Below are 14,269 nucleotides of genomic sequence, written 5' to 3'. Positions count from 1 at the left end.
CCTTTCAGTCCCCGTTAAATATTTGATTAAAATTCTTATCCAAGAACGCCGCCATTTCTTTAGCCTGAAAACTCCATGTTTGCCCTTGTGACTGTGGATAGTAAACGAATCCTTCAAGTTCCTTTTTGAATTTAGGACGGTAAAGAATGTTTTCTTTTAGCCATTCTTGTTTTTTTCCTGTCCGTTCTTCAAACTCTTTCATGCTCCAGTAGACTCCGGATAGTTGCTGCTCTTTCAAAGTCTGCAACTCAACTTTTGAAACAAGCACCTTATCTTCCGGGATCGAAATGGACAAATTCACATCTAATTGTTGCTGGGCGGTCATTTCACCGCCTCCTTTCTGGCATTCTCCGTGGACTTTTCAAACAGATATTCGATGTTTATATCTGGAAAATATGTGCGCTTAACTAGATAAGCTTCATCATACGTAAAGTCATAATATCCGTTGATTTTGTCGGACACAGTTGCAGCACGAACATTTAAAAGCTCCGCAACATCCTTAACTAGAATACTGCGACGCGCTAATTCCGCACGTAGATTTCTGAGCATGTTTACACCCACTTCCTTTATTAATTTGATATACTCAATTTCGTATCATGACCAAATAATATACTCAATTTCGTGTTATGTCAACAGGAAAATAGAAAATAAATATGAAATTTCGTGCATAAGGTGTTTACAAATGCGCAGAATAGTATATAATAATATGTAGGGATACGGTTTTTCGTATAAATTGGAGGTATCGATATGCAACCCGACAAACGAACTGAAATAGTTAAGAAACTAATCGGAGAAACTGAGCTAAGCACAAAAGCTTTTGCGGAAAAAGCAGGCTTACCATATACAACATTGCGATCTATGCTACAACGAGGAATCGGTAATGCCTCTGTCGATAATGTCATGAAGGTATGTAAAGCTTTGAACATCACCACGGATGAACTTCAAGAAATGGCTGAAAATAATACAGTGGATCTACCAGAGCTTACGAATAAGGACGAACAAGACATACAAAAAGAACTACAAAAAATGATCGACGGCTTAAGTAATGATGGATATGCCGCGTTTGACGGGAAAGAAATGGGTGATATGAACGAAGAGGATCGTGAAATGTTAATCCAATCATTGGAGTATTCCATGCGTATCGCTAAGAAATGGCAAAACAAAAGTTCACCCCCTATAAATACCGCAAGTAAAGGAGTGAACAAGATGATCAAGGGGAAAGTCAATCAATTAAAAAGAAAATATGAAACAAGCTGCCCTTTTGAAATCGCTGACAGTTTAAATATCACGGTTTTGAACAGACCTTTAGGCAGCATACTTGGTTTTTATACGAAGCAGTTTAGAATGAAAAGCATTCATATCAATGAGCAAGTAAGTGAGAAAGAAAGGCTGTTTATTTGTGCTCATGAACTCGGGCATTCAGTTTTACATACGGACGCAAGCACACCTTTTTTGCGACGTAATACGCTATTTTCCACAGACAGAATAGAGAAAGAAGCGAATCTCTTTGCTGTAAACCTGCTTGCAGAACGATTGGAAGTAGAAAACACAACAATCAGCGAAGCTTTGCACGAATATAATATTCCGGAAGATTTGATCAATGAGTATATTCTATAAAGGAGGGGTGAAAAATGGCTAGTTTCCAAAAGCGTGGTAAAACGTGGCAATACACCATTAGCGCAAAACCTAAGCCGATCCGAAAGAGTGGTTTCCGCACCAAGAAAGAAGCGCAGGCGGCTGCTGCGGAAGTCGAAACTGAAATGAGGAAGGGGGTTGCACCTCAACTCCAACCTGTACCGTTTGATGAGTATTTAGAGAATTGGATAAAGAGATTTAAGACAGATATCGAAAGCATCACGCTACAAAAGTATATGGATTCGCTCGGAGCGGTAAAGCGTTATTTTGGAGATGAGCCGCTTCAAAGTATAACAAGGAATGCGTACCAAGATTTTTTGAATAACTACGGAAAAAACCACGCCAAAACGTCGGCCCAAAAGTTAAATTCGCACATACGGGCTTGTATCAAAGATGCCATTGACGAAGGGATCATACGTGTTGATTTTACGAGGGATGTGGTTTACACTGGTACGCCATCTAAAAAAGCATCGGACAAACATCTGGGATACGATGAAAGCAAGCAATTGTTGCAAATGATTTATGACAGGTTGGACAGATCGACAACGCACTACTTGCTTTTGCTTGCGCTGACATCGGGAATGAGGTTCGGGGAGATTGTTGGTTTGCAAAGAAACGATTTCGATTTTTTTAACGGTATAATCAACATAAACAAATCATGGGGTTATAAGAAAAATATGCAAGATGGTTTCGGCGAGACAAAAAACGAAGCATCTGTACGCAAAATAAAAATTGATCATGAAACAATGAGGCGATTTAAACAGCTATTTAAAAACACACCAGAAAACATTTATCAACTTGTTTTTTACAGTCCTTCGTCAAAATATAAAGTCATAAACAACGGGACGGCGAATAATGTGCTGGTTGGCATGTTGGATGAATTAAAAGCACAACGTATAACTGTACATGGATTAAGGCACACGCATGCCAGCGTACTGTTGTACAAAGATGTATCCATACAATATATATCACGTAGGCTGGGGCACGCTGACATCGATACCACGTTAAACACGTATTCACACCTGATAAAAGAAATGGAGGAGAGGGATGAGCAAAGAAGCGTGGAGGTGTTTAACAGTATGCTTGTGTAAATTTTGTGTAAAACAAAATGAAATCCTGCTGTTTCTTGCCGTATTCTCCACACAAAGAAAATCCCTAAGAACGCTGATATGACAACATTCCAGGGATTTAAATCAATTTTTATCTTACCCTCATTTAACGTGAAAACGTTTCAGAGAGGCTTCTATATAATGAAAGAAACCCGCTTCTAATTAGGGTTTTACTTTAACCGTGTGTAAAATATGTGTAAAAAAGTTTTAAGTGTAAAGATTCACTCCCCTAACCACTTGTCGATTTCGTCTAAATCAAAAATCACAATTCTTTCGGTCGGTTTGGAATAAGGAAAATCGCCTTCTCGCATGTAACGTTGAATCGTGGATATACTGATTGGGCAGTTTATAGATTCTAGATATTCAGCAACTTTTTTGACGCCTCGTACTTTGCGCACTTGAATCGCTCCTCATTTTTAAGACAGTTTAATTTATTATACGCATAACTTTAGACTACCAACAATATGCAATTTGTAGTACTATATACGTAGATATATAATAGGAAAAGGAGGAATCACATGGAAGATCAAGCAACACAACCAAACCCAAACATTGCATACGCCGAAGGAAAAAGACCGGGTAAGAAAACATTTTATCTGTGGACATTACCGAAAGGGATTATTTTAGGTACAACCGGTGCTGCTATTTTAATCGCTGGGTTATTTCTCATATTTACAATCCTCGGGATAATACCGGGAATCGGAATGGTTATAACAAGCGCCCTGTTCTTTGTTTTAGCTATACCAATCGTCGGTGTTGACTGCCCTGCATGCGGGAAAGAGAGCGCAAAATATGCATCTAACTTCATAACTGAAAACGGAAAGTGTAGCGCTTGTAAAAACCACTTCCGCATTGAATGGACGAATAAACCTGAGTGGATGCAGGATAAGAAAAAGAAGAAAAAGAAATAAAGAGGGGTTAATATGGCGGAAGAAAAACAAAAAAAGCCGATTTATAAACGGTGGACATTTTGGGGAGCCATCATCCTGGTAATGGGGATATTTGGAGCATTTGTTGATGACGGTGAAGAAGTTGCGGACGACGGGGATGAAGACGAAAGTGTGGATGCGTCTTCGTCCACAGAAACGGAAGAATACGAAGGAAACCAAGAGGTTGAAATGAGTGTCGATGCAGAAATGGGCGATGACATCATACAACTCGACATTAATACAAACCTAGCCGAAGGTTCGGTTCTTCATTATGATATTATCGGTGAAGATATTGACGATTTTTCAACCGGAGAAATTGAAGTTACAAACTCCAATTTAAGCGAGGAAATAGATATTTCTGATTTCCCTGCTTTAGATCAAACTGCATGGTCGCAAGCTGAAATGATCGTCCTTTTTGAACCTTCCGTGCAAAGCGAAGATATACAAAATATCTATGGTGAAACAGGCGAGAACATTTATTCTAGTTCCAGTTATTACAATCAGGAAGAAGCTGAAGATGGTTATAGACATAATTTGAGGGCTGAGTTTGAGATTACATTTACAGGCGGGGATAATGAATCATCTACAGAGGAATATAAAGAATTCATACAAGAAAACTACGATTATATGGACAACGCTTTGTCTTTAGTGGGTATGACTATGCAGGAAGGCGCATTCGAAGATGACTTATGGGTCGAGGAAATGCAGGAAGATTTAGCCCACATCACCAATTGGCACGACCAAGCCAGAGACTATGACGGAGACATACCGGAGGAACATGAAGACTTTCATGATGCTTACGTAAACAATACTGAAACGCTCAGTGAACATGCTCAAAACATATCAGATGAATTGGATTACGACCCAGAAAACATGGATTATGATGCGCTAACGCACGACATGGAAATGTTATCGATAAACGCCGAAACATTTAGGCAGATGGAAAATCAAGCACTCGACTAAACACGGGCTCCGGCTCGTGTTTTTGTGAGTATGTAAAAAACCCCCGGACAAAATCCGAGGGAATGCGATAGGGGAACTGCCTGATACCATTGATCAGTTAGAAAGCGCTGAAAACACTTCTATTCTCAATGGGGTATGTAGTACTTTATGTAAGGTTGTATTTTGTATGTAATGCATGTGCCTATTTATACAAAAAACAACTCCCTTTTAATACGGGCCAACGCTCGTGTTTTTTGTTGTGTGAAAATTAAGTTATGGTATACTACAAATAAGCTCGGGATAGGGGGTTTATAGGAATTTGATCAAAGACTTCGAAACATCTATATACGTTAATTTAGAACGTGAATTCGAAGATGGTCTTAGACGAGGTTTATCAGATGATGAAAAAGAATTCCTAGAATGGCTCACTGAAAAATATGCAAAAGAGAAATCCAATAGATTATAAGCAGGTGAACATGAATACCCTCAAAGCCTTATCTGATGAATTGCTAGCAGAAGCTTACGAGAAAGCAAAAAAGCTAAACTTAAATAAAGACTTTCTCATGCATTTAGAAAGCGAAATCCAACGTCGAGATTTGAACAACGATTAATTTTATAAACAGCGCGGGCTTCGGCTCGTGTTTTTTTATAGCACTTGTCACATTTACATAATTATCCTACAATTGGTATTGTCTGCGTATCAAGAAGGGTCGTTATGGAGGTATTTTCATTAACGATCAGAACAAAGAATTACTTAATGAGGCGAAAGGTATAACTCATCTTCTGCCGGTTGATGAAGATAAAATTAATGAGGTTGAAACTTTTGATGAGTTTTTAGATGTACTTGAATCGTCTATGAAATATTAAATAGATGATTTTTTTACACGGGCTACGGCTCGTGTTTTTTGCTTTAGTGTGACTTTATCTTTGCATATATAGTAAAATGTACGATAAATAGACAGTCAATTAATTCACCATTCTCCGTTTTTAGAGAGGAGTGACCGCAATAAATTACACAAAAGATGACTGTTTAAATGCTTTACGATTAGCAAGCGAGGAACTGGACGATCCTATCAATCAAGAAACGTATGAACGGTTGCGGTATATATTTATTGAACTTGATCTTTTTATTGCAGCTTTGCCGGATGTAGAGACAATATGCGAAAAGTGTGGTAGTTTTGAACAAGCACTCAAAGAAGCATTTTATGAATGAAACCGAGGCGCTCCTTTAGGGAGGATATTTCAATGAAGTTTGAGTACACGGTAAATATAATGGGCGGTGATAAACCGCCAGAGAGACTTCGCGATGCCGATATGATCAAGGATGTAAATAACGTGTTACAGCATAAGTACGATAAAGGGTTATATGCTGAAAAAACTAGTGATAATCAACTAACCGTTAAAAATTCATCTGAATATATTGTGGGAATATTGGAATTTGATCTGCGTTATTATGACTGGGATCGCCCGCGCAAAAGGCAAAGGGCTTATAAAATTAAAGGGGATCTAAATATTTAACTGGGCAAACGCCCGAAAGGTTGATTGAAATGGAACAAAGCTTAGAACTTATGAAAGACACAATCAACGATGTGGCGCAAAATTTAGATTTTGAAGTTACAGACGAGCAGAAAAAAGAAGTGTTGGAGCAAATCTTTTCAACTGACGAATGGGCGGGGATAATGATGAAAATTGAAGGCATGTTTCGTGAAATGAATGTAAACGATGAATGAAAAACCGAGGCTCCCACTGCCCCGGCACGACTAGAGGTAGCCTAACCTCTAAAATGAACGACCCGCCACTTCCGCTTCAAATGAGAGGCGTGGCGGGTTCTGTTGATTGCATTATATCATGATTGTTTAACAACTTCCACATGGCTCGGGAGCACGCTTATATAGTTTCCTGACTTGATTTCATACAAATCGCCAGTATGGCTCATGATCGCCCGTCGCACAACCGTAAACGCTTCACCCTCGCTGACTGTGCCGGCAATAGCATCGTCGGCCCAATTGGCGCGACTGCGATAGTTGAAGCTTCTTATCATCCTCACTACATCACCGGGCATAGCTGCTGTGGTGTTTCCTTCTTCTGCAAGTTTTTCGAGGGTAGCTGGTCCAGGTACGCCATAAAAGTTAGCACCACTTTGAGAAAGGCTGTGCTTATCCTGGAATGATCGTACAGCGTCTAGTGTTTGCTGACCAAATATGCTGTCTGCCGAACCGGACGGAAGCTCATCGACCAATTGCAACAATCGTTGTATTGTCTTTACTGTCTCGTCATCTCGCCCCCACCAATCACTGTGGTAGTTGGCAAAGGATTCGTTGTTATCTCCGTATCGTGGTGCGCTACCGCCTGATCCGCCGCTACCAACATTCCGCTTAAATTCAGACATAGGAAAACGTCTGCCCGGGCAGCTTGTCTGCCCCAAATCATAATGACCGACAATGTTGTCAGCGTTGGGGTACGTCTTTTTTAATTCTGGAATAAGCCAATAAAGCGAATCCATCTGATCACTGGTTGGTGTTTGGCTACCTGTTTCAAAGTCACCAGTAAGCGCCACGCCAATATACGTGCTATTATACCCGCTTGCATGAGCGCCTACATGATCTCCACGACCTTCGTAAATTGTGCCGCTTCTTAGTATCAGGTAATTATATCCAATACCCGCCCAACCCAGCGTGTCACGGTGATAAGTGTGAGTATCCATCAATCCCCAAGAAGGGTGTGCCAAGTGATGTATGGCTGTGCCTCTAATATTACTAGGATTGAGGCTTGTCAAACTGCCGTTCCAGCGTAGGTTAGGATAATTAATTTCACTCATTATTGATCACTCCTTTATAAGATTAAAAAGAGCAAAGGCTATTACCCTTGCTCTAACTCGCCGTTATGAGGTTGCTTTTTCTTCTCTTTGCCATCAGCAACTAGGTTGTTGTATCCTTTTTGAATGGATGTTTTAATCAATTCGTCTGACACCTCAATACCATAATTGTTCAGCAATTGAGCTGCTGCGGTTGCCGCTTGGTTAAACTTTTCCTTCCCTTCCTTACCTTGGAATTCTTCTTCCACATACTCAACCGCCCAATCCGTGATAGCGTCGATGATCCCTAGATTGTCAGCATCGGATGCAATGGCAATTAGCCGCTTAGCTTTCGGCGCTAAATAAGAAACGATTGCGGCGATCAGTACACCCACGATCGTAAAAACGGATTCCATTAAACTTTCTGTGATAAATTCCATTTATGCTTCCTCCCTTATGCTTTTTACTTCGAATACCGTTCCTTCTCTATACTCATAAAATGACCACGATAACCCCGAGCGCATTAACAGCTCGTTTAATTCATCCTCTAAATTTCTGTATCTTGTGGTCACCTCTACCACCGGACCACGACCCTTATCAGGAGCAATAATAAGGTCAGCAATGTTTCTACCTGGTTCAGTTGCTTCGACAAGGTTCCTCCGAACCAGATGCTTCATAACCGTTTCAGCAGGCGCTTTGATCACGTCCGCCTGCTTACCCTCGGGCGGCATTGTGATACGTTGACTTGCTGTACTGTTCAGTTCGACGACTGGCATTTAAATCTCTCCTTTAAGGCGTGTAATAACTAATCAAAATTGGCGTTAAAAAAATCAGGATGGTCACCACCGTCCCGATTAATCCTACTGCCGTTTTAATTGTAAATTTCCGGTTTGCGTCGTCCCGATCAAGTCGCTTGTAGTACTCCTTTTGGTGAGCGTAGACAGTTCTTAGTGCTTCTTGCGCATCATCTTCTGCCTTGTCTGCTTTTTCGTACGCATCATCTGCCCTTGCTCGGCTATCTTCTAGCAATTGGATGATGTGTTCTTGCTTCGTATCAATGCGTGTCAGCCATTCACGCACTTCAGCCATAGCTTTGTTATTTTCGCCATCCACCGTATGCCTCCTAACGCCTTATTTCGTTACCAATTTGCGATATTTCACGTTTTACTTTAGATATCAAGTTAGGCATTTCCTTCCCGAATACAGCTTCCAGTTCAGTGGTCCCTGGTTCAAATACTTCCTTGATCTCTGTGATGGGTGTGTCTATGGCTAAACCAGGTTTTGGTATATTGGCTTCATCGCCATTGACCACAGCTTCAAGTGCCGCTATGGTTTCATCCGTGGGTACGCCATATTCATAGTCTCCGTGATAGCTGATACCGTACCGCTCCTGAAAATCCCTGACAGCGTCCAAAGTATTTTGACCAAACACACGATCTATCCCGTGGTCGCCAATGTCACGGTCTGCTTTAACCAGCAACTCCTGCAAATCGCCAATAAAATCACTCTCTGCAAGCCACAAATCATCGTGGGCTGTTGCAAAAGTTTCGCCATTGTATAACGGTCTGCCGGTAACCGTCGGGATGAAATGCCAACCTTCTTTTTGGAGGGTAACTTTATCGCCCAATCGGTAATCCCTCTCATACTGAAATGTGGAGTGTGTAAGGATGCCACCTTCAAGCATCTGTTCCACTTCAGTTTCCGACAATTCTTCTTGCCCACGTTCTTGAAGGATATCTATCTGTTCATCCTCATCAATCTCGTTGCCGTCGTCATCTTCATCACCGACATCACGGGCATCAATAAATATTTCATGACGATCAAGGCCTGTTCCTTCACCCGTAATAGTAACTAACCGTTCTTCCCCTTCACCTTGGCCGGCAACATAAGCTGTGTTTTTATAATCCGTTTGACTGTCCACAAAATGGAGTTCACCAAGGGTGTCAAACTCAGGACTGAATATCACCCGTGGATTCTCGTCCTGCCCGGCTGTCCTGTCCACACCTTCATACACGTCAAATACCAGTTCATTTTCTTCAAAGTCAGCGTATATATTCCAGCCTAATCCCGTAAATTGAGAGATGGATTCCAATTCTTCTGCAAGATTCTTGTATCGTGTCCCCCTATTGATTGTCTCTCCCCGTTCTTGATCAGGAGCAATACGCATGTTAGGAATAGCACGATCACTGTCTGTGGGATTGACAAGATTGTTTTCCACCCACTGTTTCATAATTGTTTCGGCTGGCGCTTGGAGTCTATCTTCTGCCCTACCTTCTGGCGGCACAGTAATTCTCTGTTCTGCAATACCTTTAAGATCAGGTCCTTGTGTCGTCCACACTTCGGATGCTTTACCGGTATCATCCATTTCAATTTCTCTGTGACGGATCATGCCAACCTTATCGCCGTTCATTCGCAAGACCTCATGTTCGCCGTATATATTGATTTCAAACCGAGTTAATTCAGGCGTGACACGGTTGTTTGACGTTCGTAGCATCTGCCTTGTGCAGACCCTCATACCGTTTGTTTCCGTGCCGGATTGCAATGGTATTTTGCCGCCATTTCTGATCTGCCGCCAATCACCGCCATTGACACGAGCTTCGACAGTGACGCTTGTGTCATCCGGTTCGTCTGACTCCCATGTAATTTCGCTGTCAACATAATTGACGATAGGCGATAGATTGATATTTTGCGAGAGTCGCTCGCCGTAGGTGTCGTATTGGCGGTGATGGTCGCCGAAAATATCATCCCAGACCTCATGAAATTCGTAATAATTGCGGTCAAGCGGAATATCGTGGTCATCATCCTGTGATTGGTCATTTTCCCAGGCGGGTTGGTAGGTTAGGGTTAGCATGTGTCACCTCCTTGAAAGCAAAATAAAAACGCCTTTCGGCGTGTGGTTATTAAAACTCAAATGATTGGGGAGTTAGTTGAATAACGTCATTTGTATTTATCCGGCAAATACCTCTTAACATCTTGGAAATTCATCGGCTCGTGATCAATACCATTCTCATTAAAATAGCGCCTCACTAAATCAATAAAACCGTGCTGTTTTGGTGAGTCAATGCCTTTTTTATTCATATTTTCAAGTGCCCAATCAATAGCTTCTTTCATTTTAATAATACCCCCTAAATATTACGGAGATGCTCCCTTGTATATCATCCTCCTCGGGAAGTCCATCAAATTGAACATTGAAGTGCATTCTGTCATTCGACAAAACAGACCGTTTCATATCCTCAACCGGAAAATCCGCATCCGCAAAACTCGTTTCTTGTAAAGATTGATTTACAAAAAATTCATGGTCTGCTGCCCGTAGCATTTGTTCTAACGTTAATCTTTTCCTGTTTTCTCCTTCTCTCCCCGTGTTAGCTGGTAATTTTGTTCTAAGTCTGCGTAAATTAGAAAAATCCCATGTCCGCGTCACCCAATTATAAAAATCGCCATCATCTGCAAAAACGCTAAAATCACCAAACGCCCAAGTTGAGTGTCTATATATTGAAAAGTAAAGATCAAACGATGTATACCTATTTCCGCCAGTATTTGTTGCGTGCGTATCAGTAAAGATAATATCAAAATCACTTAAACCGGCAGGTATATTAAAGGAGAATGGATGGACATTTTCATCCCGAATTTCAACCTGTTCAGCTATTGTTATCAATTCAACATTTCGCCCAGTTAGTCGAGTATCTATCGGCTCATCCAACCTATCCTCAATCGCCTGCAACCGCTCAGCCACGGCTTCATCCTGTGTGGACAGTTGCTCACCCAATCGGTCAATAATCTCACCCTGCTTCTCAATCTGTTCCTGCAATTTCTCATTCATATCCGCCCACTGTTGCATCATTTGCTGCGGTTGTACGCTCATCATGTCACTCTCCTTTGCTTAGCTTCATGCCTTAATCTAGCTACGTAACCTCCAAGTTAGCCAGCATACCACTGCTTAAATCCTCATCCCGTTCAATGCTCGTTTGCTCCGTTTCCGGTTCCATGGTCACGATATAGTTACCTTTTCTTAATAAATCAGCTCCCTGCATATGCCGATTGACGTGTAATTCAAACTCGCCCGGTGAATGCCAGCGGTTGGTACGCTGATAAGATGAATAACGGTCTATTTCTGCTTGCAGGACAAAGTTAGGAGAGAGGATACGGATAGGTTTCACCGAATCTCACCTCTTGCCAGTCAGGAAACACAACGTCATCGGAAGGGTTCGGTCCGTGATAACGAAAGACATCCACATGCCTTTCATCGTTTTCATAACGTACAGATATGATAGGATTAATCGGCAATACTTCAGACCTTTTCCGGGTTATCATATCGTCGCCTTCGTACGGTTGTTCAAAATCATTGATTAGATCAAACGTTTCTTCAAATTCGCCGTTATACGTAACAACGACCGTCCTTTCATCTGTGAACACGTATTCAATACGATCTTTATGTTGTCTCGGAGTTAAAAGGACTTTCATTAACGCCACCTGCCTTCTGCTTTAATACGGATATCTGTATTAACACTAGGGTCACTTTCCGCAGAAAAGACACGATAAGGGATTGTTTCCCCATCGCTTGTACCACCTGTAACAGCCGCCCACCTGTTATTGCCCGTTGTGGTTATACTCACATAAACACCCGATCCTTCAAGAAAAGGAGATGGTACTACCCAATTCTGCGCTTGTGTTCGGTATAAAGCACCAACCGAGTTGGAAACACCTGTGATGCTTCTACCACTGTGGTAACAAACTTGTTGTCCGTTTGTATACCTAATACAGTACGATCCGGCGCTGCTTTCTACTCTCTCAGCTTCCAAAACTTCTTCGTGCCAACTTCCCCAGGTCAAATCAGCACCTAATCTATTGGAGGCACGATTGAATTTACCGTATATTTGATAATTTTGCTGATGCGCCCAATCAAAAATGGTGACCGTTTGGATACCTGTATCGGTCTGACTTGCGTAAGTTTCTACGTACATGCGCAAATCACTTAAATCCCTGCCATAATAATGATCAATGCCTATACTATCTAACCACTCCTGAAATATCTCGGATTGGTTATCCCCATGGATATAAAAAGCCGATGCCTCATGGTGGTATTGATACGCTCGTGTGGTCGGACGTTTAATATCAACCGAATGGACCTGATCATTAATTTTCGCCGGGCGCTCTACACGACCACATACATCACGATCCCCACGCTCATCCGTAATCTGACTATCCTCAATAAACGACTTTCCTGCTTCAATGAGTACCTGTGCAATCGACAATTCCCATATATAATCATCCCGGGTTAACTCCGGCGCTTCCACATCACCTTCTGCTGTGCCTTTCAAGATAGCAGCATGGATTGTTCGTTCTTCTTGTCGTCTATCCAATCTAATCACAATCCGGTCAATCCGGTCATACTGTGCGTCGGCGCTGTCATGAGTGAGGGTAAGATCATCTGTGTTTGCGTAATCATAACCTTCAATAAATGCGCTGCCTTCGGACACAATGACGTCCATGTTTCCACCTTCAGGGGATACACCCAGCCCCATAAAAAAGCCATTGCTTAAAAAGTTTTGGAAGAATTGACCGAAATCATCGGCTTCGTATAGCCGCTCGTCGCCTTCGGTGGAATTAAAGAATCTATATACTTCAACCACTGCTTATCACTCCTATATTCCGACATAAAAAAGAAGCCCCGGAAGGCTTCTTAATCTTTCTTTACTTTTTCATTGATGAATGTCTCTACAGAACGCAATAGGTCACAAATCCTCTGGGTTTTCAATTCGCATCATTTCATCAAAATCTATACGATCGCCATCTTTTTCAATAAGGGTAAACTTGAGATATGTCATCCCTTCATGACCATAAATTTCAAGGCCGTGGAATTCACCTTCCATCACATAAACCCTCCTATATCCCCACATACCTGAACTGATAACTAATTGTCACCTGTGCATCTTCCGAACCTGCATATGCTAAATATTCGACCTCATTATCTCCGGGTTCTAATTGCCAAAATGTTGACCCTCTGTCTATCCAGTTGATCACGTTTCTGCCATTAATACGAACATGTTTTTGCCCCTGCGTGGTATCGATCGTCAAAACATCATCCTCGCCCAACTCATCATCGATTCGGATATATTCACCGGTTCGATTATTTCGTATCTCTGGGCGATCTGAAGGACCTTGAAATTCCACTTGCACAGGGCAAGGAACGTCTCCTGTATTGTCAATCACCACAGATGATCCCTGTATCCCAAACTGCGTTGGAAATGTCATAGGCAAAATAAAAAGACCCCGGAAGGAGTCCATGGATTCTGTGGTTATTTCTGTCGATTTCCAAAACGGCGAAGGTGCAAGAAAATCAACCATTCCCCTCTGTAATCCCGGGACACGGTTTTCACTACCTGTAGGGTAGCTAACCGCCGTTTCGGGGGCGGCATTGATCACCCACACACCGCCGTCATTTTCGTATTTCAATTCACACAATCCCAGTGTGGGATTCATGATTTTCGACGCTTTCCGTTTCAATTTTTCAAGTTCCATTTGATCCTTATTTAATAGAAGAAACTCCATCGTCATAGATTTAGTTTCTAACAAGCTATCCACATAACTTTCACCCTGCTGAAACGGAGCCTTTTCTGTTTGCACTTCCGCATCCAACTCTGATTCAAAGTCCATGAGTTTACATTTTCGATCCTCGCTTGTAAACGTCATGGACTCTCCACGTGCGTTCGTAATCGTTAGTGTTGTATTCATCAACCCCACTCCATTCCGAGGCGTCGTAACTGCTGTTTTTGTTTTCGTGCCAATTGACTTGGCGTAGGATTGGCATCGGTATAGGTGTTGTTGACTGTGATGTTTGTTTCTCCGCCACTGTCATCAGC

23 protein-coding genes are annotated in these 14,269 nt (G+C 41.9%); 8 read left to right on the top strand and 15 right to left on the bottom strand.

Annotated elements, in window-relative coordinates; translation table 11 throughout:
- Positions 1-4 precede the first annotated feature (4 nt).
- Positions 5-325, bottom strand: a complete 321-nt coding sequence (locus tag HUG15_RS05560; RefSeq protein ID WP_200127619.1) for a DUF771 domain-containing protein — start codon at positions 323-325, stop codon at positions 5-7.
- Positions 322-549, bottom strand: coding sequence for an XRE family transcriptional regulator (locus HUG15_RS05555; RefSeq protein WP_200128849.1), 228 nt, complete (start codon positions 547-549; stop codon positions 322-324). Before HUG15_RS05555 ends, HUG15_RS05560 begins: the two co-directional genes overlap by 4 nt.
- A 198-nt stretch (positions 550-747) precedes the next feature.
- Here HUG15_RS05555 and HUG15_RS05550 point away from each other — a divergent pair, with 198 nt between their 5' ends.
- Both HUG15_RS05550 and HUG15_RS05545 read left to right on the top strand, forming a co-directional pair.
- A complete protein-coding gene (locus tag HUG15_RS05550) occupies positions 748-1,617 on the top strand; it encodes an XRE family transcriptional regulator (RefSeq protein WP_200127729.1) in 870 nt (289 codons plus the stop codon).
- A gap of 14 nt (positions 1,618-1,631) precedes the next feature.
- Positions 1,632-2,726 (top strand): site-specific integrase, encoded by a 1,095-nt coding sequence (locus tag HUG15_RS05545; protein WP_200127727.1) that lies wholly within the window; start codon positions 1,632-1,634, stop codon positions 2,724-2,726.
- A 239-nt stretch (positions 2,727-2,965) separates the two neighbouring features.
- Here the strand turns inward: HUG15_RS05545 and HUG15_RS05540 are convergent, their stop codons facing one another.
- Positions 2,966-3,142 carry a helix-turn-helix transcriptional regulator gene (locus HUG15_RS05540; protein ID WP_200127725.1) on the bottom strand — a complete coding sequence of 59 codons (177 nt, stop codon included), beginning with the start codon at positions 3,140-3,142 and terminating at the stop codon, positions 2,966-2,968.
- A gap of 120 nt (positions 3,143-3,262) precedes the next feature.
- Here HUG15_RS05540 and HUG15_RS05535 point away from each other — a divergent pair, with 120 nt between their 5' ends.
- From HUG15_RS05535 to HUG15_RS05510, 6 genes are all read left to right on the top strand, one after another.
- Complete coding sequence (locus tag HUG15_RS05535; protein ID WP_200127723.1) at positions 3,263-3,655, top strand: hypothetical protein; 393 nt, start codon at positions 3,263-3,265, stop codon at positions 3,653-3,655.
- A gap of 12 nt (positions 3,656-3,667) precedes the next feature.
- Complete coding sequence (locus HUG15_RS05530; protein WP_200127721.1) at positions 3,668-4,636, top strand: hypothetical protein; 969 nt, start codon at positions 3,668-3,670, stop codon at positions 4,634-4,636.
- Positions 4,637-5,091: 455 nt separating this feature from the next.
- Entirely contained in the window at positions 5,092-5,226 is a 135-nt protein-coding gene (sda, locus tag HUG15_RS05525; protein ID WP_200128852.1) for a sporulation histidine kinase inhibitor Sda, read from the top strand.
- Between the two features lie 386 nt (positions 5,227-5,612).
- Positions 5,613-5,828, top strand: a complete 216-nt coding sequence (locus tag HUG15_RS05520) for a hypothetical protein (RefSeq protein WP_200127719.1) — start codon at positions 5,613-5,615, stop codon at positions 5,826-5,828.
- A 32-nt stretch (positions 5,829-5,860) separates the two neighbouring features.
- Complete coding sequence (locus tag HUG15_RS05515; protein ID WP_200127717.1) at positions 5,861-6,133, top strand: hypothetical protein; 273 nt, start codon at positions 5,861-5,863, stop codon at positions 6,131-6,133.
- A 29-nt stretch (positions 6,134-6,162) separates the two neighbouring features.
- Positions 6,163-6,345, top strand: coding sequence for a hypothetical protein (locus tag HUG15_RS05510; protein WP_200127715.1), 183 nt, complete (start codon positions 6,163-6,165; stop codon positions 6,343-6,345).
- 116 nt (positions 6,346-6,461) lie between these two features.
- Here the strand turns inward: HUG15_RS05510 and HUG15_RS05505 are convergent, their stop codons facing one another.
- The 12 genes from HUG15_RS05505 to HUG15_RS05450 all read right to left on the bottom strand — a co-directional run bounded on the left by HUG15_RS05505 (position 6,462) and on the right by HUG15_RS05450 (position 14,141).
- Entirely contained in the window at positions 6,462-7,433 is a 972-nt protein-coding gene (locus tag HUG15_RS05505) for a peptidoglycan recognition protein family protein (protein WP_211202351.1), read from the bottom strand.
- A 41-nt stretch (positions 7,434-7,474) separates the two neighbouring features.
- Complete coding sequence (locus HUG15_RS05500) at positions 7,475-7,849, bottom strand: phage holin, LLH family (RefSeq protein ID WP_200127713.1); 375 nt, start codon at positions 7,847-7,849, stop codon at positions 7,475-7,477.
- The gene (locus HUG15_RS05495) at positions 7,850-8,185 is read right to left on the bottom strand and encodes a Gp37-like protein (RefSeq protein WP_200127712.1); all 336 of its coding nucleotides are present in this window, start codon (positions 8,183-8,185) and stop codon (positions 7,850-7,852) included.
- Positions 8,186-8,198: 13 nt separating this feature from the next.
- Positions 8,199-8,522, bottom strand: coding sequence for a hypothetical protein (locus HUG15_RS05490; RefSeq protein ID WP_200127711.1), 324 nt, complete (start codon positions 8,520-8,522; stop codon positions 8,199-8,201).
- Positions 8,523-8,532: 10 nt separating this feature from the next.
- On the bottom strand, positions 8,533-10,260 hold the full coding sequence (locus HUG15_RS05485; RefSeq protein ID WP_200127710.1) for a Gp37-like protein: 1,728 nt from the start codon (positions 10,258-10,260) through the stop codon (positions 8,533-8,535).
- Positions 10,261-10,346: 86 nt separating this feature from the next.
- Positions 10,347-10,520 (bottom strand): hypothetical protein, encoded by a 174-nt coding sequence (locus HUG15_RS05480; protein ID WP_200127709.1) that lies wholly within the window; start codon positions 10,518-10,520, stop codon positions 10,347-10,349.
- 1 nt (position 10,521) lies between these two features.
- Positions 10,522-11,271, bottom strand: coding sequence for a hypothetical protein (locus HUG15_RS05475; protein WP_200127708.1), 750 nt, complete (start codon positions 11,269-11,271; stop codon positions 10,522-10,524).
- Between the two features lie 40 nt (positions 11,272-11,311).
- On the bottom strand, positions 11,312-11,566 hold the full coding sequence (locus HUG15_RS05470; RefSeq protein WP_200127706.1) for a Gp37-like protein: 255 nt from the start codon (positions 11,564-11,566) through the stop codon (positions 11,312-11,314).
- Entirely contained in the window at positions 11,538-11,870 is a 333-nt protein-coding gene (locus HUG15_RS05465; protein WP_200127704.1) for a hypothetical protein, read from the bottom strand. Before HUG15_RS05465 ends, HUG15_RS05470 begins: the two co-directional genes overlap by 29 nt.
- A complete protein-coding gene (locus HUG15_RS05460) occupies positions 11,870-13,039 on the bottom strand; it encodes a hypothetical protein (protein ID WP_200127702.1) in 1,170 nt (389 codons plus the stop codon). The genes HUG15_RS05465 and HUG15_RS05460 overlap by 1 nt, the downstream gene beginning before the upstream one ends.
- 102 nt (positions 13,040-13,141) lie before the next feature.
- Entirely contained in the window at positions 13,142-13,279 is a 138-nt protein-coding gene (locus HUG15_RS05455) for a hypothetical protein (protein WP_200127700.1), read from the bottom strand.
- A 13-nt stretch (positions 13,280-13,292) separates the two neighbouring features.
- Positions 13,293-14,141 (bottom strand): phage tail family protein, encoded by an 849-nt coding sequence (locus tag HUG15_RS05450; protein ID WP_200127698.1) that lies wholly within the window; start codon positions 14,139-14,141, stop codon positions 13,293-13,295.
- Between the last annotated feature and the right edge of the window lie 128 nt (positions 14,142-14,269).

It is taken from the genome of Salicibibacter cibarius, from assembly GCF_016495725.1.
Classification (GTDB): domain Bacteria; phylum Bacillota; class Bacilli; order Bacillales; family Marinococcaceae; genus Salicibibacter; species Salicibibacter cibarius.
This window is presented reverse-complemented; position numbering and strand designations above follow the sequence as displayed.

Coding starts and splice junctions, on each gene's coding strand:
- HUG15_RS05495 (WP_200127712.1), bottom strand. CDS start 8,185: ATGCCAGTCGTCGAACTGAACAGTACAGCAAGTCAACGTATCACAATG.
- HUG15_RS05560 (WP_200127619.1), bottom strand. CDS start 325: ATGACCGCCCAGCAACAATTAGATGTGAATTTGTCCATTTCGATCCCG.
- HUG15_RS05475 (WP_200127708.1), bottom strand. CDS start 11,271: ATGAGCGTACAACCGCAGCAAATGATGCAACAGTGGGCGGATATGAAT.
- sda (WP_200128852.1), top strand. CDS start 5,092: ATGAATACCCTCAAAGCCTTATCTGATGAATTGCTAGCAGAAGCTTAC.
- HUG15_RS05530 (WP_200127721.1), top strand. CDS start 3,668: ATGGCGGAAGAAAAACAAAAAAAGCCGATTTATAAACGGTGGACATTT.
- HUG15_RS05510 (WP_200127715.1), top strand. CDS start 6,163: ATGGAACAAAGCTTAGAACTTATGAAAGACACAATCAACGATGTGGCG.
- HUG15_RS05450 (WP_200127698.1), bottom strand. CDS start 14,141: ATGAATACAACACTAACGATTACGAACGCACGTGGAGAGTCCATGACG.
- HUG15_RS05545 (WP_200127727.1), top strand. CDS start 1,632: ATGGCTAGTTTCCAAAAGCGTGGTAAAACGTGGCAATACACCATTAGC.
- HUG15_RS05485 (WP_200127710.1), bottom strand. CDS start 10,260: ATGCTAACCCTAACCTACCAACCCGCCTGGGAAAATGACCAATCACAG.
- HUG15_RS05455 (WP_200127700.1), bottom strand. CDS start 13,279: ATGGAAGGTGAATTCCACGGCCTTGAAATTTATGGTCATGAAGGGATG.
- HUG15_RS05480 (WP_200127709.1), bottom strand. CDS start 10,520: ATGAAAGAAGCTATTGATTGGGCACTTGAAAATATGAATAAAAAAGGC.
- HUG15_RS05555 (WP_200128849.1), bottom strand. CDS start 549: ATGCTCAGAAATCTACGTGCGGAATTAGCGCGTCGCAGTATTCTAGTT.
- HUG15_RS05535 (WP_200127723.1), top strand. CDS start 3,263: ATGGAAGATCAAGCAACACAACCAAACCCAAACATTGCATACGCCGAA.
- HUG15_RS05515 (WP_200127717.1), top strand. CDS start 5,861: ATGAAGTTTGAGTACACGGTAAATATAATGGGCGGTGATAAACCGCCA.
- HUG15_RS05550 (WP_200127729.1), top strand. CDS start 748: ATGCAACCCGACAAACGAACTGAAATAGTTAAGAAACTAATCGGAGAA.
- HUG15_RS05500 (WP_200127713.1), bottom strand. CDS start 7,849: ATGGAATTTATCACAGAAAGTTTAATGGAATCCGTTTTTACGATCGTG.
- HUG15_RS05505 (WP_211202351.1), bottom strand. CDS start 7,433: ATGAGTGAAATTAATTATCCTAACCTACGCTGGAACGGCAGTTTGACA.
- HUG15_RS05465 (WP_200127704.1), bottom strand. CDS start 11,870: ATGAAAGTCCTTTTAACTCCGAGACAACATAAAGATCGTATTGAATAC.